At 31.2% G+C, this 25,490-nt stretch carries 25 protein-coding genes and 4 pseudogenes; 8 read left to right on the top strand and 21 right to left on the bottom strand.

The window, feature by feature from the left end:
• Positions 1-29: 29 nt before the first annotated feature.
• Both colA and ACSG5Z_RS24565 read right to left on the bottom strand, forming a co-directional pair.
• The gene (colA, locus tag ACSG5Z_RS24570; RefSeq protein WP_435712383.1) at positions 30-2,912 is read right to left on the bottom strand and encodes a collagenase ColA; all 2,883 of its coding nucleotides are present in this window, start codon (positions 2,910-2,912) and stop codon (positions 30-32) included.
• Between the two features lie 732 nt (positions 2,913-3,644).
• Entirely contained in the window at positions 3,645-4,343 is a 699-nt protein-coding gene (locus ACSG5Z_RS24565) for a DUF1963 domain-containing protein (protein WP_435712382.1), read from the bottom strand.
• Positions 4,344-4,704: 361 nt separating this feature from the next.
• On the opposite strand from ACSG5Z_RS24565, the gene ACSG5Z_RS24560 reads away from it, so the two are divergent.
• Positions 4,705-5,175 carry a DUF5065 family protein gene (locus ACSG5Z_RS24560; RefSeq protein WP_435712381.1) on the top strand — a complete coding sequence of 157 codons (471 nt, stop codon included), beginning with the start codon at positions 4,705-4,707 and terminating at the stop codon, positions 5,173-5,175.
• A 182-nt stretch (positions 5,176-5,357) separates the two neighbouring features.
• Here the strand turns inward: ACSG5Z_RS24560 and ACSG5Z_RS24555 are convergent, their stop codons facing one another.
• From ACSG5Z_RS24555 to ACSG5Z_RS24525, 7 genes and pseudogenes are all read right to left on the bottom strand, one after another.
• Positions 5,358-6,119: a hypothetical protein gene (locus ACSG5Z_RS24555; protein WP_435712380.1), complete on the bottom strand. Its 762-nt coding sequence runs from the start codon at positions 6,117-6,119 to the stop codon at positions 5,358-5,360.
• Between the two features lie 109 nt (positions 6,120-6,228).
• Positions 6,229-6,438, bottom strand: a complete 210-nt coding sequence (locus ACSG5Z_RS24550; protein WP_435712379.1) for a DUF2642 domain-containing protein — start codon at positions 6,436-6,438, stop codon at positions 6,229-6,231.
• A gap of 86 nt (positions 6,439-6,524) precedes the next feature.
• The gene (gene motB / locus ACSG5Z_RS24545; RefSeq protein WP_435712378.1) at positions 6,525-7,313 is read right to left on the bottom strand and encodes a flagellar motor protein MotB; all 789 of its coding nucleotides are present in this window, start codon (positions 7,311-7,313) and stop codon (positions 6,525-6,527) included.
• Positions 7,244-7,603 (bottom strand): annotated as a pseudogene (locus ACSG5Z_RS24540) (MotA/TolQ/ExbB proton channel family protein); the annotation flags it as partial. The pseudogene ACSG5Z_RS24540 and the gene motB, both read right to left, overlap by 70 nt.
• A gap of 67 nt (positions 7,604-7,670) precedes the next feature.
• Positions 7,671-8,510 carry a peptidylprolyl isomerase gene (locus ACSG5Z_RS24535; RefSeq protein ID WP_435712377.1) on the bottom strand — a complete coding sequence of 280 codons (840 nt, stop codon included), beginning with the start codon at positions 8,508-8,510 and terminating at the stop codon, positions 7,671-7,673.
• Positions 8,511-8,555: 45 nt separating this feature from the next.
• Positions 8,556-9,902: a M56 family metallopeptidase gene (locus ACSG5Z_RS24530; protein WP_435712376.1), complete on the bottom strand. Its 1,347-nt coding sequence runs from the start codon at positions 9,900-9,902 to the stop codon at positions 8,556-8,558.
• A gap of 2 nt (positions 9,903-9,904) precedes the next feature.
• Positions 9,905-10,306, bottom strand: coding sequence for a BlaI/MecI/CopY family transcriptional regulator (locus ACSG5Z_RS24525; protein WP_435712375.1), 402 nt, complete (start codon positions 10,304-10,306; stop codon positions 9,905-9,907).
• A 250-nt stretch (positions 10,307-10,556) separates the two neighbouring features.
• Between ACSG5Z_RS24525 and ACSG5Z_RS24520 the strand changes: the two genes are divergently transcribed.
• On the top strand, positions 10,557-10,817 hold the full coding sequence (locus ACSG5Z_RS24520) for a hypothetical protein (RefSeq protein WP_435712374.1): 261 nt from the start codon (positions 10,557-10,559) through the stop codon (positions 10,815-10,817).
• Positions 10,818-11,226: 409 nt separating this feature from the next.
• Positions 11,227-11,994, top strand: coding sequence for a polysaccharide deacetylase family protein (locus tag ACSG5Z_RS24515; protein WP_435712373.1), 768 nt, complete (start codon positions 11,227-11,229; stop codon positions 11,992-11,994).
• 211 nt (positions 11,995-12,205) lie between these two features.
• On the opposite strand, the gene ACSG5Z_RS24510 is transcribed toward ACSG5Z_RS24515, so the two are convergent.
• Entirely contained in the window at positions 12,206-12,418 is a 213-nt protein-coding gene (locus ACSG5Z_RS24510; protein ID WP_435712372.1) for an alpha/beta-type small acid-soluble spore protein, read from the bottom strand.
• A gap of 284 nt (positions 12,419-12,702) precedes the next feature.
• Between ACSG5Z_RS24510 and ACSG5Z_RS24505 the strand changes: the two genes are divergently transcribed.
• Positions 12,703-13,170, top strand: coding sequence for a YndM family protein (locus ACSG5Z_RS24505; RefSeq protein ID WP_435712371.1), 468 nt, complete (start codon positions 12,703-12,705; stop codon positions 13,168-13,170).
• Positions 13,171-13,225: 55 nt separating this feature from the next.
• Here ACSG5Z_RS24505 and ACSG5Z_RS24500 read toward each other — a convergent pair whose 3' ends face one another.
• The 3 genes from ACSG5Z_RS24500 to ACSG5Z_RS24490 form a co-directional block, all read right to left on the bottom strand.
• Entirely contained in the window at positions 13,226-13,741 is a 516-nt protein-coding gene (locus ACSG5Z_RS24500; protein ID WP_435712482.1) for a DUF3231 family protein, read from the bottom strand.
• 312 nt (positions 13,742-14,053) lie between these two features.
• On the bottom strand, positions 14,054-14,266 hold the full coding sequence (locus ACSG5Z_RS24495; protein ID WP_002090678.1) for an alpha/beta-type small acid-soluble spore protein: 213 nt from the start codon (positions 14,264-14,266) through the stop codon (positions 14,054-14,056).
• 225 nt (positions 14,267-14,491) lie between these two features.
• Positions 14,492-15,055 carry a spore coat protein gene (locus tag ACSG5Z_RS24490; RefSeq protein WP_435712370.1) on the bottom strand — a complete coding sequence of 188 codons (564 nt, stop codon included), beginning with the start codon at positions 15,053-15,055 and terminating at the stop codon, positions 14,492-14,494.
• A 100-nt stretch (positions 15,056-15,155) separates the two neighbouring features.
• Here ACSG5Z_RS24490 and ku point away from each other — a divergent pair.
• Positions 15,156-15,650: pseudogene (ku, locus tag ACSG5Z_RS24485) on the top strand (non-homologous end joining protein Ku); the annotation flags it as partial.
• Between the two features lie 482 nt (positions 15,651-16,132).
• On the opposite strand, the gene ACSG5Z_RS24480 reads toward ku, so the two are convergent.
• A complete protein-coding gene (locus ACSG5Z_RS24480; protein ID WP_435712369.1) occupies positions 16,133-16,351 on the bottom strand; it encodes an alpha/beta-type small acid-soluble spore protein in 219 nt (72 codons plus the stop codon).
• 83 nt (positions 16,352-16,434) lie between these two features.
• Positions 16,435-17,607 (bottom strand): tyrosine-type recombinase/integrase, encoded by a 1,173-nt coding sequence (locus tag ACSG5Z_RS24475; RefSeq protein ID WP_435712368.1) that lies wholly within the window; start codon positions 17,605-17,607, stop codon positions 16,435-16,437.
• A gap of 403 nt (positions 17,608-18,010) precedes the next feature.
• Here ACSG5Z_RS24475 and ACSG5Z_RS24470 point away from each other — a divergent pair, with 403 nt between their 5' ends.
• Entirely contained in the window at positions 18,011-19,012 is a 1,002-nt protein-coding gene (locus ACSG5Z_RS24470) for a helix-turn-helix domain-containing protein (protein ID WP_435712367.1), read from the top strand.
• A gap of 298 nt (positions 19,013-19,310) precedes the next feature.
• The gene (locus tag ACSG5Z_RS24465) at positions 19,311-20,465 is read left to right on the top strand and encodes a ribonuclease (protein ID WP_353841969.1); all 1,155 of its coding nucleotides are present in this window, start codon (positions 19,311-19,313) and stop codon (positions 20,463-20,465) included.
• Positions 20,466-20,846: 381 nt separating this feature from the next.
• Here the strand turns inward: ACSG5Z_RS24465 and ACSG5Z_RS24460 are convergent, their stop codons facing one another.
• Complete coding sequence (locus ACSG5Z_RS24460; RefSeq protein WP_060487299.1) at positions 20,847-21,089, bottom strand: hypothetical protein; 243 nt, start codon at positions 21,087-21,089, stop codon at positions 20,847-20,849.
• Positions 21,090-21,332: 243 nt separating this feature from the next.
• Between ACSG5Z_RS24460 and ACSG5Z_RS24455 the strand changes: the two are divergent.
• Positions 21,333-21,398 (top strand): annotated as a pseudogene (locus ACSG5Z_RS24455) (DUF2187 family protein); the annotation flags it as partial.
• 58 nt (positions 21,399-21,456) lie between these two features.
• Here the strand turns inward: ACSG5Z_RS24455 and ACSG5Z_RS24450 are convergent.
• The 5 genes and pseudogenes from ACSG5Z_RS24450 to ACSG5Z_RS24430 all read right to left on the bottom strand — a co-directional run bounded on the left by ACSG5Z_RS24450 (position 21,457) and on the right by ACSG5Z_RS24430 (position 25,317).
• A complete protein-coding gene (locus ACSG5Z_RS24450; protein WP_060487300.1) occupies positions 21,457-21,756 on the bottom strand; it encodes an ArsR/SmtB family transcription factor in 300 nt (99 codons plus the stop codon).
• Positions 21,757-22,381: 625 nt separating this feature from the next.
• Entirely contained in the window at positions 22,382-23,122 is a 741-nt protein-coding gene (locus ACSG5Z_RS24445; RefSeq protein ID WP_262751746.1) for a YrrS family protein, read from the bottom strand.
• A gap of 238 nt (positions 23,123-23,360) precedes the next feature.
• The gene (locus tag ACSG5Z_RS24440) at positions 23,361-23,795 is read right to left on the bottom strand and encodes a hypothetical protein (protein WP_002004029.1); all 435 of its coding nucleotides are present in this window, start codon (positions 23,793-23,795) and stop codon (positions 23,361-23,363) included.
• A gap of 355 nt (positions 23,796-24,150) precedes the next feature.
• Positions 24,151-24,278: pseudogene (locus ACSG5Z_RS24435) on the bottom strand (Holliday junction resolvase RecU); the annotation flags it as partial.
• A gap of 853 nt (positions 24,279-25,131) precedes the next feature.
• A complete protein-coding gene (locus tag ACSG5Z_RS24430) occupies positions 25,132-25,317 on the bottom strand; it encodes a hypothetical protein (RefSeq protein WP_097890069.1) in 186 nt (61 codons plus the stop codon).
• Between the last annotated feature and the right edge of the window lie 173 nt (positions 25,318-25,490).

Below are 25,490 nucleotides of genomic sequence, written 5' to 3'. Positions count from 1 at the left end.
CAACCGTTATATACATATTAAAAATAAAATTATTTTATTAATAATGAATATTCGCCAGTGTTATCATCAAATTTATACACATTCAAATAATATTTTCCTGGTTTCGCTACGAATTTTCCCTTTATAGCATTTCCTTCATCTTCACCACAAGCTACGTAATTTTGCATGTCTGATTCATGATAAAGTACCCATGTCATCCCAATGTTTTGTTCATTTACCACAGAAATATCTACTTCTTTTGAAACTGTAACATCAAACGTATAAACATCTGTTTGATCAGGAGCAATCAGATTTCCTTTTACAAGCTTATTAAACGGGAGTACCTTTTCCTCTTCAAGGGATCCACCTGTATGCGGATCTTGCTTTACAGTAACTTTTGTTTGTTCTTTACTTTCTTTTCCTCTACTATCTTTCACTGTTAGTTCCACAGTATATGTTCCTTTTTCTCCATATACATGGGTAGGGCTGGCTTCAGTACTTGTTGTACCATCTCCAAAGTTCCATAGATAAGAAATAATTTTTCCATCATCACTTTTTGTGCCATCACTATGGAATTGAATTCCTTCATTTACTATCCCGCTATATGGTCCATTCATATTTACTATAGTCGTTGTTTTTTCTTTTTCCTCTGTTGCAACACCATGGAAAACAATATCATATTCAAACTGATTGGCTGCATTCACACGATAGTTAACAAAATAGGCTGTAACTGTTTTATAGCCGCTCCATCCTTTTTGAGACAACTGCTCCAAGGTTTGATTGATTTGTTTACTCATCGTTTTCCAATCTTCAGACTCACCTTTTGATGTACTACCTATATACTTACCTTCCACAGTAAATGTGTTAAAGAATTGAGACTCATGTTTTGTAATTTTTGCATCTTTTATATTAGTTATATCTACAATTTCTTTCTTCACTTCAGCTAACAGCTTAGGTGCATGTTGTATTAAATAATCATTTGTTACTTGTGGTACATTGTATTTATCTTGATTATCAATAAACTGCTGCATATACGTTTGATATTCTGTATTCAGCTGTGCATCTTTACTTAATGCTTCACGATACACGTCATAATTTTTCACATCGTTTGCACGGATTAAATCCTGGATCTTATCAAAGGTTTCAAAGTGATGATTATATAGATAAGACTGTAGTGCAAAGGAATAATTATAAAAATCCCATGATCCATATTTTGCGAACAAAGTTTGCTTTGCAGTATAACGGCTTGCTGGATCAGATGATAAGCCACTTATAATACTTTTACGTGGAACAACATTATTTGTACGTGTAGATCCTGCAAAGAATTCTGCATTCCCCTCTTGGAACCAAGTTAAGCGTTCATTTTGATATAGTTCTCCACTCCCAAATAAACCAGGAACCTCGTATCTTCCTTGTAAATAATGAGTGAATTCGTGACGGAATAACTCTTCTAGACTATAAATACTCTGTTTTGGTGTACGCTCATATGTAAAGAAAGTACCCTTCTCTTCAATATAAATACCACCGTTGTTCGTTTCATATCCATATAATTGTCTATTTAATTGATAATCATCTGGATTATTATAAATTACAATTGTCAGCACATCATCTGCGTTACCTGGTTCTAGTGCTTTATCATTTCCAATTACACGGTGATATTGTGCCTTTACTTCTTTGGCTGCCCAATATAACTTTTTAATTTTTTCTTCTGTTACTTTATCGCCTGTCTTAAAAACAATAGATCCATCATCAAATGTATATGTTTTAGGTAAGTATTGTAGCTTCCCTTCTTCACGTATTTTCTGTAAATCTACTGCATTTCCATCATAATCTTTTCCACCGTAGTTTGTTTTGATTTGCTCTACCGCTATAAAATAAGGTCCACTTAGACGAGGATACATATTCATCGCTTGTGTAATAACTTCCAATCCTTTGTTTGGATTGCTATGAAATTTTCCTAAACGTCCTGCATAATAAATCCCATTATTAATTAGCCAACTATTCTTAGTTGTTAAATTCCGTATGAGAGCAATTCTACTAACCTCATTTATAAAGTTATCTATCTTTCCATACCACATTGTTACATTAGGCTTTTTATTCGTTTCCTGCAAATAAGATTGTATATCATAATCAATACCTTTTACGATTTCATATACAGCTTGTTCTTTCGTATAATCATTAGCATAGATAGAAAGGTTATCATTAAACTGTTTTAAAATATTTGCTGCATACTGTACTGTTTCAGCATCACTAGAAGCATTACTAATTAATTTTCCATACGCAACTACTACTCTATCTTGCTCAGCTGTACCTAATTTAAAGTTTGGATTTTTTGCAATGGCTTTTAATGCTGGTAAACATTTGTCATGGAAGCTTCTCTCATTTAAGTAACCCAATTCATTATTAAAATATCCCACATAAAAAGCAGAACGTAATATTTCAACGAAAGTTTCAATTCCCATTGAGTCCTCTTTCGTAAAAGATTTCCCTCTTTGTCCTAATTCATCAATGATAACGTTCATACGTTCTCTATTTTGATAAAAAGCTTTCGTCTCTTGATTGAATTGAAATAAGTCTGTAATTTGATTCCATGAAACTCTTGATAACGTATCAAAGAATTCACTATCAGACATTTTATTCAGTTCTGCCAGAGTATAGCTTTGCTTTAATTGCCTTTCACCCTGTTTCTTCACCGAAGTAGGTCGTTGTGAAAAATCGCCTACTTTTAAACGCTCTTCAAAAGTCAAAGTGCCATCTGCTTTTGGAGCATGTGCAATTTCATCTTTTAAAGTTTCTGTCCCGATCGGTTTCATCTGTAACGTATTATAGGGTGCGTTTTCTTCTGCTGAAACCTGTGTTTGTATACTTCCAAATGATAATGCCATCGTACTAATACCAATCATCATTTGAGTAAATTTTAAATTCTCGTTCATAACATTTCCTCCATTTATATATCCCATCTAAAAATATAACATTTTATCTTAATAAATTATTATAAAATGTATTATTTCATATTGAATTACATGAGTTTTCATATAAATTAATATTAAAAATTATTAATAAAAATTTTACATATAATCAAAAAAGGACAAACTACCCAAGGTGAATAGCTTGTCCAAAATTATAAACTCTATGGTTTAACAATATATAATTCAGTTCCGCTAAAAGTCTTTCATTCTCTTTTCAAATCCTACTATTTTTGCACCCGAACGAACAATAGTGAATTAGAATAATGACTTAATACTTGCTAGAACAGTAAGTATTCCTATAACAATTATAAATGCATTGCTCATTATTCAAAATCTACATTAATAAAACTCATGGCAAGCTTATGGGTTAATAATTAACGCACGGCAAAATTATGAGTAAAGTGACAATGTTGTTCTAAAAAGACCTGGTTATGTAGTACGGAAACGATTCCGGGGATCAGGAACCACTATGGGAGGGCAATTACAAATTAAAAAAGAACTTTATTCGAGTTCTTTTAAATAATGAGACTGGATGGCCTACCTAACACCTGTAACTTGACATATTTCTTCATCGTAAATCCCCTTTTCCCTTTTAATCCATTAATACTTATAGTTATATGCATACCGCCAATATTGTAACGAGAATATACGCTAAGCAAGATTTTATATGAGAAAACGTCACTTTATATACTAGTCCTATAAGAAATCACAATGTGCGATCCAATCATTTGTTTTCCTATTTTTAGCAAAATAAATTCCGCCACCATGAATAATCTTTAAATGTGCTTTTGGATCATCTGTTATTTGAAAAATAAATTCATAATCCGCGGGCCATTGGATACCGGATTGGGCAAAGCAAGCATAGCCCCCTAATTTATGTATATAATGATTTTCTTCAAAAATATCCTCGTAATAGTCAATCTCAATTGTGTTTTCAAGTTCTAAAATTCTATCCTGTATGTTGTTGGGGAAATCTTCCGTATCCCATTGTGGAAATTCATCAACTACTAACTTTGGTATTAAGGGGAAAGGCTTTAGAGCTGGAAACGTAAGTGACATCTCATTCGGCACTAGTTCCTCTATAGAATCATATTCTCTAATACAAAAATTTCCTGATAAGTTGGATAAGTCTTTTGCAAAGTTTGGAGAAAGAAACACTGCGATGGCTTTCGTGCCTTTTACTGCTTCAGGAACAAAAGGTATTTGAGTTAAATTAAGCATCATGATCGCATACATCTTTTCTTGATAGCGGTCGATTGGGTAAGTTTCATTTGGTAATGAATAGGTAATTCTTCCAATCCAACTTTCATTTATAGATAAATCAGGTCTTTTTCCTCCTGTTTGAAAGAGAGTTGCTTTTTTTCTTAGGATATTCTTAATTTGAACTATTTCCAAAGTATTTCTCCTCCTAAATTTATATTTTGTTTTCTCTGTATTTCAATTAATAAGTATATTGTATCAATAATGTGTGTTTTTTGTTATAACGATTCTTTTGAAAGGTGCTGCTAGCAGCAATTTCAAAAGAATCAAATTTGTTTAATCTTTTTTTTTAATGGATTCTTTTTAGTGCTAATTTACTAAGAATTTTCAAAGTATTTATACTCCAACTTTATTTTATCCCATATTTTTATCAATTGATTGGCAGGGAAATCTGTATATGTTAAAATTTGGATAGAAAATATTACCATCTAATGATTTGACAGCTGTTTTTCATGAGTAAGATTTTATAGTTCTTAATAAACTAGGAGGCTTAAAAATGAAACTTTTAGGAAAAGTAGCTATTATTGGAGCATTAACTATTGGAGGAAGTGTATTTTCCTATACTGCAGGAAGCATTACACCTGCTTCTGCTGAATCTCAATTTATACAAAAAACATCACCGGTTTTCGATGACTGGCAATGGCAAAACTATTTTTTACTTCATCATAATGCTGACTTCTTACAAGAATTAGCTGTTGGTGATTTAAAACATGGAGATACTTTGGACATTAAAATTTATACAGGTAGTAAAGATAAAGGTATTGTAAAGATATATCGATTAAGTGAAGATGAGAATGAAGTAGTAAATATGCAAAGATATAAAACAATTTATGATACTGGTACTGAGCATAATTATGGTAGATTTGTAACACCTATTACATCAGTTTATGATCCAGGATCATATGTAGCTGTTATGAAACTTGGAGAAAATTATTATTATGGTGGCAGCTTTAAAATTAAAAAATAATAAAAGTTAATTTCACTAATGATAATATTTTTGATATGATCAATGTATAATAAAAACATAACTCATGTAATAGTCTAGGCGGTATACTTGACCAACGGCCGCTTAGCTAATGAGTTATACCCCTTAGAAAAGGTACCTTGCAGCAGGGGTACCTTTTCTTTTATTTTTAGTAATAAATTATTTTAAATAGAAGCTATATAGTTAAAAAGTATAATGATTAAATTGTAATTGAAGTGAAGTATGTATCCCATATGAATATTTTTAAATATTAGAAAGAAAATCATTTGAGCGATAGCTGGTATTCCAATGATAGTTAAACATTGTACCCAATTATAGTTATACGTAGAGAGATGGAGTAATCCAAATGAGCTTCCAGACAATATTAAAGAGGTTGTAATTGAAGCTATGGGGCTTATTTTGAAGGAGCGTATGATCTTATGCCAAAAGAACAATATAGATACAAACATAATGTTCTCTCCGATTAATTGAATTGCAATCCCAGGCGTTTTGTAAAACATATTAGTAATTCCTTCATTCCCAATAGGATTAGATGTTCCTTTGAATGTTGTAAAAGATATTAGTACGGCTAAAAATAACAATATAATAGCATAAATAATGAAAGCACAGAAAACAGAAATTTTTAGTTGCTGGAAAGTGATTTTTTTAGAAAACAAAAATCTTTGATCCCTCATTATAAATAGGAAAACTAATGAAATAGGAAAAGAAAAATAAACAGATTTAATTATGTATTGCATCAGTATATCTAATTCATTTATATAATTAAGCATGAATGATGGAAAAGGTATGTAAACAGTAATAATACAAAATATGATAAGTATTAGAAACTGCAGATACGTTTTAGTTTGCACTAAGCAATCTAAATATGTGTTAGCAGCACTTAATGCGTTTATGGTCTGCTTAAACTCTTTAGAAACTGCGTTCATAACACTCCTCCATTTTTATAAAAGTAAATGTATTTAATCCATCATCTTATATGCCATTCTTCCCTAATTGTATTAAATGTAATCTCAACTCTACACACTTTATAAAATTTCACTCACCGTATTTGTAAATTATATTTAATATATAGTCAGCAAGGGGATTTCTATTCCAATAGAAAAGTTTCACATTCTTTAACTTTCCTCTTACAGTTTCAATAACCACATGTTTACCAATTACCGATTGTAGTGTCTGATATACATAGGGATTAGGTACACTTACCATATTGTATTCACTCAAGTCAATTTCCTCCAAATAACTCATTCTATATAAGGGTTTTAAAATTAAACAATTTTATTGTAAGCAAACACAGCGCTCTGCAAAGAGGATGACATTCGCACCATCCCCTTTTATTTTGTCTTCTCTGTTAAAGGCAAGATAAACACTTCCACACGCCTATTCTTTGCTTTTCCTTCTTCCGTATCATTTTTCTCAATTGGACGATATTCTCCATGAGCAATTGCACTAAAACTTTCTGCTGGCAACTCCTTATTTTGAAGCAATACTTGCATAAAGTTTACAGCGCGCTGTGAACTCAATTCCCAGTTTGAAGCAAATTTTGCATTGGCAATTGGAACATTATCAGTGTGACCAGATACAGTTATTTCACGTGGAGCTGCTGAAACAAGTAAATTAGACATTTCCTTTGCAATCCCAAACGATTCCAATTTAACATCCGCTTTCCCTGAATCAAACAGTACATTCTCTAATATCGTCACCATTAATCCCTTTTCAGTTAACTTAGTTTGAAAAGAAACAGATAGTTGCTTCTCATTAATATATTGATTAATCTTTTTTTGTAATGCTTTCAATTCATCCATTTCTTTTTTTTCTTTATCTCTAGATTCTTCTTGCTTTTTTCCTTGTTCTTCCTCAAGGTTACTTGCTGATAATTCTTTTTTCTCGTTTGGCTTTTGATTACTTAAAAATTCTTTATTTCCTGTTCCACCTGCTAGTTCACTTCGTAAAGCTACTGCCATCTGTTTAAATTTTGCAGTATCTATACTACTCATTGCAAATAAAACAATGAACAAAGCAAACAACAACGTTAGCATATCAGAATACGGAATTAACCAAGTTTCATCAATGTGCTCCTCATGTTTTTTCTTCTCGCTTCTTCTATTTTTCTTACTCCGCATTTTTTCGCTCCTTTTTCTAGCTTCTTACGTTCAGTCTCAGAAAACGCACCTGAAATACGATTTTTCATAATAAACGGATATACAACTTTTTGTAGCATTAATAAACAATCAATAATTAAACGCTTCTTCTCTAATTCAGCGACAAATTTTTGCTTTAATTTATTTGTAAATGGATGTCATGATACGTAACCTGATAAAATACCGAAAATCGTTGCAATAAATGCACCGGAAATAGCATGTCCTAACTTTTCAATATCAGTTAAGATAAGGATAATAACAATGCCTAAAACCAAAATCATAGACTTTCTTAAGTGTCCATGATTTTGGGTACAGTTTATTAAATCGATTAAGTAGGCTTTATTCTTCAAATTCCTTAAAAGTATCTTTTAAATCTTTATCGGTCACTTTTATATCTGCATGTTTGAATAATTCTTTGAAGAATTCTTGTTGCCACTGTTGATCTTTTAAACGTTTTGCTTCAAGTTCTTTACGAATACTTCCTTTTTCTTGATCAAAAGGCTTTAATTCTCTTTTTTCATTTAATTTAATAATATGATAGCCATATGATGATTTAATTGGATCACTCACCTGGCCAACTTCTAATTTATAAGCAGCTTCCTCAAATTTGGAATCCATTTCGCCTGAACCAAATTCTCCTAATTCTCCACCCTTTTCTTTTGAACCAGGATCTTCTGAGTATTGTTTAGCTAATGCGGCAAACTCTTCTCCACTACTTAATTTTTCCTTTATTTCTTTTGCGGTCTTTTCATCTTTCACCAAAATATGACTTGCTTTTAATTTTGGTTTATAGTAATCTCTTATCTCTTTTTCTGTAACAGATGCTTTAACAGCTTTTTCAAAAGCTAATTGTGATTTTAGTATATCCTTTAATCCCTCTTCATTTTTAGCACCCATTTGTGTTAAATACATATTAAAATTGTTTCCCATTTGTTTTTTTATTTCTTCCACTTTTTTCTTTGCTTCATCATCTGAAACTTTATATTTATCAAGTAAAATTTTGTTCAACATTGTTTGCTGTAAAATAGCTTTTCCAGCTTTTTCTTTTAAATCCTTATTAAACTCTTCTTTTGTTAAATTTCCTGATTTTGATGATGCAATAGTATCTAAATTACCACATGCTGCTAATAATAAAGCACTACTTATTGCAGCCCCCATAAAAATATGTCGTTTATTCAATTTTTTGTACCTCCCTCTATACATAAATCTATCGTTACAAATTTATTACCACTCCTCAGTAAACGCATAGCTTCTTATTCCATATTTCGTTGGATATTCTTCTTTTTTTATAACATCTACTTCACCTGAAGCACTAATCCAAAAACCGGGTGCTTCTTCTCGGTTATCAAACCTAGAATGAACCAAAATCAGCCCTGTGGACTTAGCTTCCTCACGTGTTTGTTTTGTGGGTAATCCTCTATCTTTAAGACTCTTTATTTGTGCTTCTTCAAGCATAAATAAAAATCTTTTTGGTTTATTAATATCTTGATTACCATTAGCTTCTCTATTTTCTACTTTATGTTCATTTTTGTTAGAATTCTCTGCTGTTTTTGCATTCGTTAAAGAAAATATAGACAAACCAACGACTGTTGCTATTCCTAAAATTGACCAGCGGTATGACTTTTTATTAAATTTTTTAATCATCAAAATTCTCCTTTTTAGTGCATATTTATTGCTACTTAAGTTCTTTAAACTTGGCGTTTGATTGTATTTTGGAAAGTGTTCTAATAATGTAATAATAGTATGGCCGTATGCTAGTTTTTCCTTGTAGCCAATAAAAGTGAGTGCTAACTCATCACAGGCGATTTCTTGATCTTCACGCATTGCATAATACGCATACCACAGAATAGGATTAAACCAATTTATGAGAAGTAAACTATACATGATCCAATTGACTCCCACATCTTTTCGCTTAAAGTGAGCTAACTCATGATAAAAAATAAATCGTAGTTGTTTATCATCTAATTGCGTAACATGTTTCTCACATATTAAAATTCTAGGCCTTACATATCCTTGGAGTGCTGGACTTGAAATTTTTCCAGCTAGAAGTAATGAGATATCTCGTTCAATTGACATTTGCTCTTTGCAACTTTCAAAAATACGTAAAACTCTGTCGTTCGTTATAACAGGTTGTTTATGTAAATAAATATGCAAACGTCGATTTACAATTATAGTAGAAGAACTTAAGCAAAGTACACCTAATAACCATACATACATGAGGATTTCATATATAGATAAATGTCCGGAACTTTTGCCTTCATCCTGAAATATTACTTCTTCTTTCACTTCATTTTCCGCTTTTAAGGTTTGCTCCTGCATGGGATTACTTAGATTTTCATAGCCTTGTAAAAGCATAGAATACATACTAAATGAACTATTAGGTGACCAAGGTAGCATAAGTCTTACAAGAAGAATTAACCACAATGCATATTGCCATCTTGGTGTTAATTGATTTTTTAATAACATTTTCAAACATAGGATCAAACCAACTAATATGCTTGCCATAATAGAAGTTTCTATTACCCAATCAAAGATTATAGGAAGATACACATTGTGTAATACACCAAACATAATTATTTATTCCTTCTTTGGTGAGGTTTAGCTTTGTCATCTAGAATTTCTCTTAATTCATCAATTTCTTCTAAAGAAAGTTTTTCTTCTTTTATAAAATTCACAAGTAATGGTTTTAATGCAGCACCATAAAAACGTTTCAGAAAAGATTTTGTTTCTATTTGCAAATAATTATCTTGGGAAAATAATGGGTTATATGTATACATTTTCCCCTTTTCTTGATTAGAAGAAATTGCTTTCTTTTTTACTAACCTGTTGAGCAATGTCCGGACGGTTTTAGGACTCCAATCATTCGTTCCTTCAAGGGATTGAATTACTTCGTTTGCAGTAAGTGAAGCTTTCGTTTCCCATAGTACTTTCATGACTTCTAATTCCGCTTCTGATATCTTGGGTAGACTATTCATACTGATTCTCCTTTCAAAGATTACAAATGTAATACGATAATCATATTACATTTGTAATCTTTAGAAGTCAAGAGTATACTAAAAAGGAATTATGAGTTAATTACGTCGAAAAATACCTATAATTAACTGGTTTTATTTTGACACAATGGGCATTTGAATAGAAAATATGTATATATTCTTATAACAATTACTATTTTAAATGCTACCAATCTTTAGGTTGGCGTTCTATTTTAAATAGGAGATGAGGAAATTGGATAAAAAGACGATGATAGCTACTATTTTAGGTTTCTTTCTAATATTTTTGATTTCTTTTGCAGGATGGTCAAGTATTTGGTTGGGGGTAGCATGGGTTATTAGTTTTAATTTTAATGTTAGCTACATGGCGGTATTTATAGTTAGTTCAATTGTATATATATTGATTATCATTGCGAAGATAATTGTTGCTTATATGGGTTCTAGAGTTTTGGATAACTTATTTGTTAATGGTTGTCTAAAACATCAAATAAAATAAACAAATAAGAATGGAGATAGTTAAAGGGGTACCTCTCCATGCCCATCAAGCTAAGATTTTAAAGTACCCCCATAACGAAATTTTTATCTCTATGGGGTCACCATATCAAAAAAGAAAATTGTACGTTTAGACACACTTCCAGATAATCCCCTATACGTTAAGTGGTGGCAACCGAGATATGATAAAATGGTTAATCAAAAAGTAGAGAATTTAAAATATGAGAAGTGTGCTATTAAAAGGGAGTGTATACGATGAATAGCACCAATATAAAATTGAACCCTCAACTGATGAGAAAATGATGGTTCTAATCTTCAACTTACCACTATCCAATTTTTAAATTTCTTATTAAATAATTTGATAATAACTCCATAAACTAAACTTACTTGTATCTCATAGGAGTGTATTATTCGTGAAAAAAAATTGGATAGCCCTCATTCTTTTAATCGTTTCTTTTTGTTCCACACAGATACCCATATATGCTTTTACAGATAGTCGTAAGGCGTATGAAAAAACAGGGAAGTTAATTTGGGAAGTAAATACAAAGGAAAAAATAGTTGCAATAACATTTGATGATGGGCCTCACCCTGTATTCACCCCTCAAATACTTGATATTTTGGCTAAATACAATGCGAAAGCAACCTTTTTCGTAGCAGGTAATAAAGTTAAGAGATTTCCTTCTATTTTAAAAAGGCAAGTAAAAGAAGGACACGAAATTGCTAATCATACTTATAATCATATATATGACAAAAACATTACTATTGCTAAATTAACAGCAGAATTAGATCAGACAGATGAAATTATCAAGCAAATTTCTGGCTATAAACCAACTCTCTATCGTCCAGTCGGAGGCCTTCACAACGATTTAATTATTAATACAGCTATACAAAATGGGAAACTCGTTATTCTATGGTCATGGCATCAGAATCCTCAAGATTGGAGAAACCCAGCAGCTAGCAAAATTTCTAAATATATAACCAAAGGTGTTAAACCTGGTAATATCATTCTACTCCATGATTGGAATGGTAGTGAATTTTCTCAATTATCTCAGACAGTTAAAGCATTAGAAAGTATCATGAGGTATTTAAAAGACAATGATTATAAATGTGTAACGGTATCTGAAATGCTCTATCGTTCCATAAAAACAATTCCCGCCCCTTTTGATCCTTTTTATCAGTGAATCTAGGCTTATTTACGGAAATTTATGAGGATTGTCTAGAGGATAATATTTTTAGTAACTCTACATACTAAAGGTAATAATGAAAAAAGGAACTTACTTTTATAGATCAAAACTGAATGAAGAATTGAAAAGTAATTTATTCCTTAATAAATTACACTTTAAAAAAAGGAGAGACGATGTGTCTCTCCTTTTTATCCATGCATATTTAAAGTTAACGATTAACTCCACCGCCAAGTTGTTGTTCAGCCATTGCTACTAGACGTTTTGTGATTTCACCACCAACAGAACCGTTTGCACAAGCTGTTGCGTCTGCACCAAGTTGTATACCCAATTCTTGAGCGATTTCATATTTCATTTGATCAAGAGCTTGTTCAGCGCCATGTACTAATAATTGATTGCTGCTTCCACTATTATTGTTTGACATGTTATGTCACCTCCTTTACTTTTTAATATGTTTAAAAGTAATAGGAAATATATAATCCTTTTTTGGTATTCACTTTTTCATTTTTTCAAAGTATAAATTATACATATATTTCACAAAATAGTAATGTGTAGGAGAGCAAAATGAAAAGTGCTTGCCATATGAGTATCATGTATTAAACAGACCTCCACAACACGATGAAACGGGTTGTGCTTTATGAAGGCAAAGCCCGTTTTTATTAAGACGTTTTCTCCTTACATACCAATTAAAGAATTGGAGGAATACAGATGAAACATATAGTTGCCTTATTAATTAAATATACCGCTATTAGTGCTGTTTTATTGATGATACTAGGGGTCTTTCAGGGTATTTCGATTCCTAGAATATTGGTCATTTCATTATTAATTACTGGAGTGGCCTATTTAATAGAAGATTTATTTATTTTACCTAAGTATGGAAACATAGTTGCTACCATTGCTGATTTGGGTTTGAGTTTTGTGGGAATTTGGGCATTAACTTACTTTTTAACAAATATAAATTTAACTCGTAATATTGAAGCGTCTGCTTTTTTTGCAGCTTTGCTTATTGGTGTGGCAGAAATATTTTTTCATATCTATATGAAGAAAGTTGTTTTACATGCAGATGAGGGTTCACGAGAATCCACTACTATTGGTCACGATAAATATGCCATGGAGATTTCTGACGAGTATGTAGATTATTCTAGAATAAAAAAGAAAGTCCATCTAGAAAAGTAGAAGATGAAACTGATAAATTGAAATAAAAAAGTGGCCGTTGGCCACTTTTTTATCGTTAAGCTTGTTCAGAATTTCGAACATGTAAAGGTGGAGGAACTATCCACCCCTTCTTTTTGCTTAAACGTAGTAATGTTACGCCTGCTTGTGCTTTCTTCATGTGAATTTGCCCAAAAAGCATGCCTACATCTTCTCGAAGGCATTTTCCCATAACTTGGCTACAAGTTACTAGTCCTGCTGCAAGAGCTGCTGCAACGGCTGCTGCGATTTCTGCATCGTTGATGCGTGCACCAGAAGGAATGTCTTCAATAGAAGCAACCGGTCTTTCTGGAGGTGCTGGTGGTAAAGCCACTCCATTTACTTTTAAAAGGGTTTTTAGCTCTTCTATTTCAGGAGTCATATCATTCTCAATTAAGTTTTGTAAAAAATTTTTTAAATCTTCATCACCTGTGTGATTCATAAATACTTGATGTCCGGCAACAGCTCCTTGTGTGGCAAGAAGATAACTCCAAATATCAAATACCTCTCCATAATGTAAAGGTTCATTTTGAGGGTTTCCACTTAATACACCCATTTTAAAAAACCTCCCTTTCGAAAATATCATTATAAGTATATTTTTCAATATTGAAAATAAATTTTTAAGTATGTTTTTTCCTACAAAATATTTTTTATCATGCATGGGAAACACCTTCCCAACAATGTATGTTTGTAGTCTAGTAAAGAAATTTACAAATAAAATACTCAAAGATTATTAAGTAAGATTATCAATAATCTTTGAATGGGAAATCGTTTACTATAAGGGTTTATCTTTTAATGAATGAACAAAAGAAATTGATTTTAATATTTGATATTTCTTACACTAATTCCCTTTTATTTATAATTGAACTTAGCGATTAACTCCACCGCCAAGTTGTTGTTCAGCCATTGCAACTAAACGTTTTGTGATTTCGCCACCAACAGAACCGTTTGCACGAGCTGTTGTGTCTGCACCAAGTTGTACACCAAACTCTTGTGCAATCTCATACTTCATTTGATCAATTGCATTCTCAGCGCCTTGAACCAATAATTCATTACGACTTCCGCTATTTGTGTTTGCCATATTGTATCACCTCCTATATTTTTAATATGCTACGAATCATGGAAAAATAATTATTCCTTTTTATGGAAAAAACTCACTTTAATTATGTATAAATTATTGAATTTCTTCCTAAGAGACGAATAAAAAATAAAGCTGAGCAGAGTAAAAATCATTAATCTGTTCAGCTTTATCCAGTATCATCTAATTAATATATATTTTTAAATTTGCTGCTAACTATTTCCTATATTATTGTAACGGCTGATTAACAGGCTGATAAATACTTGCTATAGCTTGTATTTCAGAGTCTGGTGCTGGAGATAGCGGATAGTAACCCTTTTTCACCATGTATTGCCAAATATCATATGCATGTCTACTACTATTTAAAAAAGCTTTTTCTAAAAAAGACCTCAAATTTGGATTTGCACACTCTAATAAAGACCCAGCATAATTTAGTGCAGCTGATTTTTGATTTAAGAGATATCCCGTAGCAATTGCTCGATCGTTCGGAGGTGCTCCATTTATACTAGGTGCAACAGAAGGATAATGTTCAATAGGTGCTTTTAAATAAGAAACCAATACTGGATTTAACTTAGAGGGCTGAAAACGTTCAATATCGGGCGTACTCTGGCTTTGGACAAATTCTACTTTTAAATTATAGTCTTCCACATGGAGCGGAAAATGTTGCTGTAATATTTGTTTTAATTCTAAATCTTGTGCTTGCTGAATGTATGTACTCATCGTATTAATTGTATTGTAACAACCAGCAATTAATTCACTTAAATCACGTAACTCATGTGTAGCTAATTGCATTTTTGAACCCTCCCTTTCAAAGTTTTTTTAGTCTCTCCCGAAATATAAAAAATATAAGAAATGCATATGAATTTTTTATTTATGAAAGGAGAAGTTTCAAATGCACACGGTATGGAAAGGTTCTCTTTCACTTGGATTATTAAACATCGGTATCAGGTTATATAGTTCTGTAGAAGAAAAAGATATTAAATTTTTAAGTCTTCATAAGGAATGTCTTACTCCCATTAAATATAAAAAGGTTTCTCCTGATTGTACAGATAATGAAGTAAGCGATGAAGACGTTGTAAAAGCTTATGAATACGCGCCGCATAAATATATAATTGTTGAAGATAAAGAATTAAACACACTACAAAAAAAACATGAACCTCGATTAATTCGCCTTTCATCCTTTATCCAAAATGATGAAATTGATGAAATTTTTTTCGATCGCTCTTATTTTATGGGTTCTACCGTTGGTAATGAAAAGACATATTTGTTATTAAAAGAAGCTTTGGAGCGAACAAATAAACTTGGTCTTATTCAGATTACTATCCGTAAGAAACAACATCTAGCTATTATTCGTAGCTTTCAAGAAGGCCTTATTTTACAGACTATCTAAACTATAAATTATAAGTATAATATATATTAAAAAGAGGCTCTTAACTATTCTATTAAACCAAATACCCCCTAATATGCATAGCACGGTGAATTATTAAAGGAAGTGCCTACTCAAATTATCAAATGTCTTTAATAATTTATTTATAAAGTTTAGAGCTTAGAAATACTTATTTGTTTCAAGGATAATCCTTTATTTACCTAACAATCGGGATATAGTAAGGAATGACAATTTTAAAATTGGCTATATATTATGCACTTGAAATTACGAAATAAACCAACATTACGTTAAACGCTATTCATTTCGTTTTTATAAAACCCAAAAAAACTCTATACTTATCGTATTACCCTCGTTAGTAAAAACCCTTACAAAGGAATCTGAGAGTTCGTTTTTTCAAATTCACAATTGCACTTTTTATTTTTTGTAAATAAAAGGGAAAAAGAATCCGCATTACAGATTCTTTTTTTTATTACTGCTTTAACTTAGTGTAAACTGTATTGACCTGTTAACTGTTCTTCAGCCATTCGAACTAAGCGTTTTGTAATTTCTCCACCGACAGAGCCATTTGCACGCGCTGAAGTATCAGGTCCCAGTGTGACTCCTAATTCACGAGCAATTTCATACTTCATTTGCTCAATAGCACTTGCAGCGGCAGAAATAAGAACTTCATTTGTATTATTTTCGTGTCTTTGAATATTCATAATTGCACCTCCATCATATTTGTATATAACATGTGCCTAATTATGATATTTATGCATGAGATAACTATTTTCTTCTATTTTATTCATTGCAGCATATCCGCAAATGAAGTACCCACATTATTCTTCCGTTTCATATGCTTCTCTAAATAGATCTTTGTTGTTTGGATATTTTCATGACCCAACGTTTGCATTAAATGATATAGATCTGCGTTTCCTTGTTCAACTGCCATGATTGCAAAAGCATGACGGAATGTATGCGCCGTTACTGGATTTTCGCGATACAGTAGAAACTCTAAGTTTGTCTTTTTTATCATATCTGTTACCTGATTCGATAACGTTTTTGGATTATAAAAATTCCCTCTTTGATTTACGAATAAAGGACATTCATCTCCCCGATCCAATATCGTTTGGAATCCTCTTCTCCGTCTCATTTCGCTAATACATTGGAATAAATGCTCAGGAATGAAAAGTTCACGTACTTTATCCCCTTTTCCCTTAACCCTTAGCCAATACTTTCCGTCATAATGTAAATCTTTCACTCTCGCGGTGCACAATTCTTGAATTCTTGCACCGGTACTTGCTAGAGATAGTAAAATTGTATAGTTTACTAAATGACCTTGTTCTTTATAAAACCCTAAAATTTTCATTACTTCATCATAGGATAGGTCCCGATTTGGCCGATCCTGTTCATTTACGTTTGCACGCTGCAGTTCTTCATGAAGAGGTCTTTTAATATAAGCAAATACATAAAGGTGTTTTAGAAAAGAACGTATAAGTACTGATTTTTTGGCAAGTGTTGCGACCGCGTACGTATCCCCATCCCTACCGTTCTCTACCTGCTTCAACCAAGCATTATATTTACGAATATGCCAAGGCTGCAATGTTTTTAATAAAGAGTCATTTTGCTGTACCTCTTCCCCATTCAAATCGAATTCTTCTGCATGCTGCACCATGCATTGACAAAATGATAAGATTTCAGAAACATAACTCTTTTTCGTATCCTCTTTTCTATTCTTCTTCTCATCCATATCTTTTTGTAAATGTACGAAATGATAAATAACTTCCAGATCACGTAAATACGTATATTTACTCTTTCCCTCTTTTTCTGCAACCTCCATCTTTTCTTCCACCTTATCTACATAACGACTATCATGCAGGAATGGAACCATATCTCTTATATTTTCTACATATGTATCTATATCTTCACTTTGATTCATTGTTATAGGTAAGTTCTCTTTTTCATTTTGTTTATCCATATTTCGAATTCACCTCTCCTATTGAAGATTATGAATATAATTCTCTTTATTATCCTTACTTATCATTTTATTTTACTTCTATTAATTATACAAATGATAAATCATTTTCTTTCTGTAAGAACCCTATATTCTTCTCTATTATCTTATACTTATATTTTTTTATAATTTATTAGTAAATAGATATCATTTAATAGTTAATACCTTAGAATTTAAATCCCTTTTATAAAGAAAATAAATTTAAAAATACATTAAGAGATAAATTAAATTTAAAACGCTTTTGAACTATAAATATTTATAAAAACTTTAATAAATTCTATTTCTCATTTTAAATATATCTCATATTCTGATATGATATATACATATCTAAAATACTAGTAAACAATAGTTATGGAGGTGTCCTTTCATGACACAAGATTTATTGTTCATTACAAAACCTACTGTAACGACAAAAGAGGCAGCCGACTTATTAGGAGTAACGGTACAAACAATTTTAAAGAAAGAAAAAGATGGATTAATAGAATGTGTATATAAAGATAACTGGAAGCAATTCGGTAGTAAGATTTTCTATTTAGAGGATATTGAACGTTTAAAAAATAGCGAAGAGATTGAGGGTTATAGTACAAAAGAAGCAGCTGAGATTCTGAATGTAGCAACATCTACTGTCTTTACATATATCAAATCTGGAAAACTATCTGCTTCAAAGATTGAAAAGCGCGGAAAAGAAGTATATATCATTGATAAAGATGACCTTGAAACTTTTCAACTTACTTATGAAAAAACTACCTCAAAAGAGCGAAAAACATTCATTGCTAAGATTCAAGACGAAGATATATATTTATATCAATTATTAACCCATCAACATACCAGAAAAATAGCGAGAGTAATAGAAATCAATGGAGCAGACGGCAAGATTCTTACAGAAGACGAAGAAATTTTCCCCCTATCCACGTATAAAGAACATAATTACTCCTTTGAACCTTTCCGTAAGCAAGCTGTAATTACAAAACGAGGGTATTTATCTTTTTCATTTAAAAAACCTCAGCTATTTAATTCCATTACTTATAATCTAATAAATTTATTTTACAAAGAGCTAGGTGTCACAAATATGCGATTGAGTATTTCATCAGATACTATTAAATTAGAAATTAAACCTTTCATATTACAAGTTGATCCATTACAGTTTCAAGAAGAGATTAAATACTTACATTCTCATATGAAATCAGGTACGATCCTTCCACATGTAGAAGGAGTTTACTTTAAAAGTAATGTAGAGCCATTAACTTTTCATGCGGATCATGAATTTAAGCAAAAAATAGTGCAAATGGCAACGAATGCTGGTATGGGACAGGAAGAATTCTTATTGCAAGCTGTGAAATCTTATATAAAAAATTTAGAACAACAGTAAATATTTATTAATAATAAGAAGCCTGGAAAATAAATCTTTCCACGCTTTTTTAGATTTATAAATTTTAACTTAATAGCAATGTGTACAAAGACATGAAAGTAGGAACTAATCTTATAGTGTAAAATACTGAATTATTAACAGATACATTTTATTTAGTACCCATTTTTTTGTCCTCATATCAAGACAAGAAAATGGGTACTTTTTTAAATTAAGACACCAAAGTGGATACTTTTAAAAAAATAGGGAACTAAATTTTTTATAATAAATATTACATTTGAATATTTGGAGGAATTGAATTTTGAATAAGAAATTATTAGTAGCTTTAACATGTAGTACTTTATTTATGGGGATGACAGCTTGTGAATCTAATGATACTGCTAGCACAGCGGAAAAATCCAAGCAAGAGAGCTCAAAAAAATCAAGCGATACACAGAAAAAAGATACAAAAGAAGAGGTGCCGGTAAAAGAAATAAATGCAACTATTAATGCTGGGCCCTATAAATATAGTCCTAATGGTACAAATAATGAGCATTTCATAATTTATGATAATGCAAAATTCGAAGATAATTTTGATGGGCTTAAAGTATATATGAACCAACTATCTTTAACTAATAAAGAAAGGACTTTAAATGGAAAAGATGTGGGTTCTCTCCGAATTGCATTTACAATTGAAAATACAACAAATTCTACTTTCTCTTTTAGCTTTAATAGGATACGTGCTACTACTAATCAGGGTGATCTATTTGAGCCATCCACATTTATTAAACAAAATTTTATAAATCCTACTAAAAAAATAGATGATACACAGGATAATAAAATTGTATTTAATGATTACGGAACAAAAGATTTGGAATCTATACAGTGGATTGATTTTACTTTTGAAATAAATAAACAAAGTCCTGAAATAACCATTGCGAAGACACAAAAATATAAAATTAGATTTAATATAAATCAGCATTATACAGAGACTACAACTAAACAAGAACAGCCTCAATCTTCTTCAGACAAGGATGCTGCTACATACAAGAATGAAATTAAACCTAAAATTGATTCCATGATAAAAGAGTATAATGATATATGGAATCAAGAAGTAAAATCAGTTTTCAACAAAGAGGGAGAAACTCCAGCAACTGTAGACCAAAATACTTTACAAAAACAAATGGAGATTGTATCAACTAAATACAGGGAATTGTCAAAAGTGAATATCAATTTTAATGCTGCTGATAAAATAAATGACCCTGTTCTAAAAGAAAAAATAAATAAATTTAGAGAAGAGTTTGGTCTTGCGGCAAATTATAGAGAAAATGCAGCAAATGCTATATTGCAAGGGGCACGAGGTGTAGCTCCAATGGAAGACAGAATGAAGGAAGCTCAAAAATCAAGACAACTTTCTGAACAAAAGTTTAGTAGCGCTTCAAGTACTTTAGCTGAATTTGAAACAAAATTAAATTGAACTTAGAAAAAGCATGTTTTAATAAAAAAATTTTTCCGAATGCACTTTTTCTTTTTGTTCTTCTATCAGGGATCATAACGTTAAATTAATCAAACATTTTTCGAAAACTACAACAGTTATTTACGAGAATACAACCTCAACTTAAAAAAGACCACCCCTTTCAATAAAGGAAGTGGTCTTCCTAAATTATCTATTTTCTTAAAATAAACCTATAATAACTTTGATACCTCTTTACTCAGTCATCCGATTATAGGAATAAAATCCATTAATACATGTAATTCTATCCCTATTAAAGCAGAAATAAAAATGATTTTTAAGAAAGTACTCTATTTATAAGTAAACAATATTATTAATCTAAGTATTATAAAATTAGTAACTCACTTAAGAAGTTTTAAAAGACAAGCTTGTTAATGATGTCCCAACACTTAAGTCGTTATTTAATACGAGGGATAAACAGGCTACTAATGGTAATGTAATAGTAATTGAGCCATCAGAATTAATCACTATACTAGGACTAGATCCACACTCTTCTCCACCACTTACAATTGATTCTACCCCACCACTCGGAGTAAACGTAACTATAAGACACACATCGATACAAATATCATTTAAAGTATATGCCATTACTTATACCCCTCCCTAAAACAATTTATAATAAGCTATGTAGTAAAAAGGGCTAATGACACAAAAAAATTTTAGATAAATGCGCATTAAGATGTTTTTTCTATTTTTACAGAGACCCGCTCAATTCATCCTTAAAAACACAAGGTAAAGTGAACCCGTTATATTCCATGAAATGAGCTCTAATCCCCCCTTATCTAAAAAGGAGGAACTATTATTATGGGATATGATTGTAGTAAGCGGTGTACTTTTGAATTTGATCGAACCATTGTAAATCATAAAAACTATAAAATTTCAAATGCAAATACATAAAGCAACACAAAATAGCCCCTTCTCACCAGCAGCGGCTATTTTATATGAAAATACTTCATTAGTTTATATATCCTAAAACACTTACAATCTTACTCGCTTTTAAATTATGAATATGATAATAAATTTCTAAACCTTTTCGCTCAGCTCGTAACACTTTACCCTTCATTTTTGATAAATGTTGTGAAACTGTCGATTGTGGAATATTCAGTAATTCTGTTAATTGTGTTACATTACACGTTTTTCTCGTACTTAATTCATTTACAATTTGTAAGCGGATTGGATGCGCCATAATTTTCAAAATATCTACATCTTCTTCTGAAACTAAACTTTTTCTCAATTCACTTGTATATGTTGTCATAGGACATTCCCCTTTTATATGAACTCCTTTTATTTTGATCTATTTCCAAAATATTTAAAAATCCGATGTAAAACCTTTATATAAAAATAAAGGAATTTTAAATTTTTAAAAACAGAACGAAATACAATTCACTTTATTTATTCTTACATTACATATAAATAATAAAATATTAATATGTGCTCTATGTGAAGTTAGCCTAAATTTATAATGAAGATTTTTCAAATCATTCACATGTAGCTACCGATTTTTCTGCTTTGTGTTTCCCTTCTATCTTTGTTGTTTTCTTTCCTTGAGCTTTTCATTGTTTTCTCTAGGTGCAGGAGTGTTGGTCATATAAAGATCGATACTACTAAGTCGTTTACTACGAGGAGAATATTTCCTTCCTTTCTATTTTCTTGTACAACTTAATCCTGTAATCGTTTTTTTGTTGTTCTTTGGTTAATAGATGAACGCTCACACGAGATGAGACTTTATTGATTATCAAAGTTGATCCACATCAGGATCTAACAAATGAGTCCAAGTAATTAATGCTGTCAACATAACAAAAAGAGTCCTGATTGATACGGACTCTTTTTGGAGTTTTAAAAAAAGTAAACTTTTAAACACATAATTACATTTCTATTATTTATTTCACCACTTGAACGGATGCTGGTTTCCACCCCTGATTCTCTACCCAATCAATATCAACCTTATATTTTTTATTACTTTGCTTATCTCGTACATTACCGTAGGCTTTATTATCACCATTATTCCCAATAAAATCGAAAATCAATTGGCTCTCTGGAACATCAACAGCATAAGAAATTGCTTGTTTCATCTCACTCCAATCTACTGTTCCTTCTTTAAATTTCATTTCAGGTTTTGCTCCTTGCACTGTACCAATTGGCTTCCAAGAAGGATTAGTTTGAGAACCCTTTTCTTGAGATGCCGTTTTTTCTCCCTCTTTATTTTCATTTCCGTTCATTTTTACCGATTTTTCTGCTTTTTGTTTCTCTTCTAACAGTGCTGCTTCTTTCTCCTCACGTTCCTTCTCTTCTAACTGCGCTGCTTCTTTCTCCTCACGTTCCTTCTCTTCTAACTGCGCTGCTTCCTTCTCCTCACGTTCCTTCTCTTCTAACTGTACTGCTTCTTTCTCTTTACGTTTCTTCTCTTCTAACTGCGCTGCTTCTTTCTCTTTACGTTTCTTCTCTTCTATCTTTGTTGCTTTCTTTTCTTGAGCAATTGCTTTCTTTGATGTATCAGAAGGGGAAAACAACTGGTATGTCACTATACCAACTGTCACTAATACCAAAGTAAATGCAATATTAAAAACCACCTTTTTACGACGATTTTGTTGTTTTTCTTGAAACCTGCTTACTTGTCCCATTTTTTAAACCCCCGAGTTTATTTTCTCTTCTAATCTTTATGCATTATTCTTATAATTCTTAATATTTTTATTAAACGATGGAAATAAATCACAATTCCCATACAAGATTTCATATCATAATAAAATTCGTGTTGATTCAAGCATCTGACATATGTTATTCAAAAATATTTTAATACATTAAAAATTGATAAACTCCTGTTCGTAAGAAACCTTCAATTTTATTCAAAGATGATTCCAATTACGTCCACATTAGATCTCCTGTAGAAATCTTTTTAACAATTAAGCCCCTTCTTCCCTTATTTATAATTTTTAAATTAAACTGCCCTCTATGGTACAATAAAGATGTGTTGTTTTCTACTGGGGTATGTCGTAAAATCAGAAGGGATTTTATCTCTTTTACCTTTTTTTCAGAGTAACTTTCACCACTAGGAAACTCTATTATTCCTAATGTAATCTTTAATTCGCTTTCATCAAAAGTCCAATCCTTATTAAGTTCCCTTATCTTTTGTATAAAGCTTCTTTTGGTTTTTCCTATATAGATCAATGTTTCATTTTTAGCATATACTCTAGAGATTGCAAATATTCCCTTCTTAAAAGCTTCTTCTCTACTATAAAAATCATTTAAACTATACAATCCATACCATTTAATATGTACTTTTTCTATTAATCTCACCTCATTTTTAGATAATATTATAATTTCTGAATGTTCAAATTATTGTGGATACATAGCCTTGATTACTTGAATTATAAATAGTGCTTTTCAATAATACATTTTATTATTACTAATTTCAATAATGAATATGTATATCTCAACATGAATTTCCTATCATTGGTTTCGTCAAGTAAGGCTCATAATTCTCTTCAATAATTTTATCGTTCTGTGGTGGGAGAATCCTTGTACAGGGGAAATGGCGCGTCAGCCGGATGAGTTGATTTTTCGTTTTCTAAATACCTTTTCTTAAAATGATATGCGGTGTTTTCACGTAGGACGTCATTTGCATAGAATAGCGTACTTTTTTGGGGAAATTCGAAAATAACACCTTCACAGGAGTCGGACACTCGTCGATAAGCGCCACGCCCCCTCTTTGATACATTTCGTTTGCTAAATTGATAAGCATTTCAAATGCCATCCCACCCCACGGTTTCCTAGTCCCATTGTTATTCCTCGCTTCCTACATGTAAATTTCTACTTCAATAAAATATGCAATATTTCATATTTTATTATTATAATATTACTTTATTATTTATCACTTTCGATCCTATCATTGAAATTCATTAATAAACCAACATTTGTAATTTAATTCCTGATGTTTATTTCTCTTATAACACGTTAATTTTATATATTAAAATAATCATACTGGAATTTCTTGTTCTGTACATCTATACTTGTCTTGTGTATTATATAGCGGAAGAGTAAGGTAAGAGTTACTCTTTGCCATTTTAGGAAAGGGCCTGTTGAAGACAACAGGTCCTTTCTTCGTAAAAGGATTATTTTGTTTAAATTCCATTTACTCTTTGCTAAAATTTAGTAAAAAATATCATGTTAATAGAGAAGCAATCATGAAGCATACTATAAACTTATGGTCTTTTATTTTTTCATTTATTTGTGTTGGTTTACTTATCCTATACTTTGAAAATGAATCTATTAATACAGCGATGAATTGGAGTTCTACCGACCCAATAATTTTTTTACTAATATTAACAGCTTGGACATTCATTGGTGGCCTTATAGGAATGAATACGCCAACTACTTCGAAAACAACGATTAGAAGTATAATTACAATCACACTTACATTGTTCTTACTTTTGTACTTAATATCAATAGTGTGTTTTAAGTATCTTTAATCGCATCGTAATTATTAAATTTGTTTTTTGGATTTTAATAGAATAAAACTCAATATTCCGTCAATACTGTATATGACATTAGATTTTCTCCTTGTTCCCCCTTGGAGAACCAAGCAGTTAGCTTTTGCTAGCTGCTCTTATTTATTGTTTGGTTTAAACCATCCTTATTCTTTTGCTTCATCCATTAACTTTTCTATCGTGATATCTGTTTTCCCTAATATATTTTCCAGAGTTTTATTAACTGTCCATATCTGTGATCCGCTTAATCCACGTAATGGCGCATCAATCATAGACATTGACAAGCTCAAAATGTTCTTTTTAAGTTGTTCGAGTTGTTCTGTTTCTTTCATATCCATTCCCTTTTGTATTAAAATGAAATTTTCATTATAAATAATGAACTTTCAACGTTACTCAATTGTAAATATACATACAATACTATTTATCCATAAAGGGGCGTCTTTATATGAATCCATATCAAAGAATATCTTTAATAATGGTTATTTTAGTACCACTTCTTTTCTTA

The sequence above is a fragment of the Bacillus pretiosus genome, from assembly GCF_051294775.1.
GTDB classification, from domain to species: domain Bacteria; phylum Bacillota; class Bacilli; order Bacillales; family Bacillaceae_G; genus Bacillus_A; species Bacillus_A wiedmannii.
Note: the sequence above shows the minus strand (reverse complement) of the source record. Positions and strands in the feature narration are given on the sequence as shown.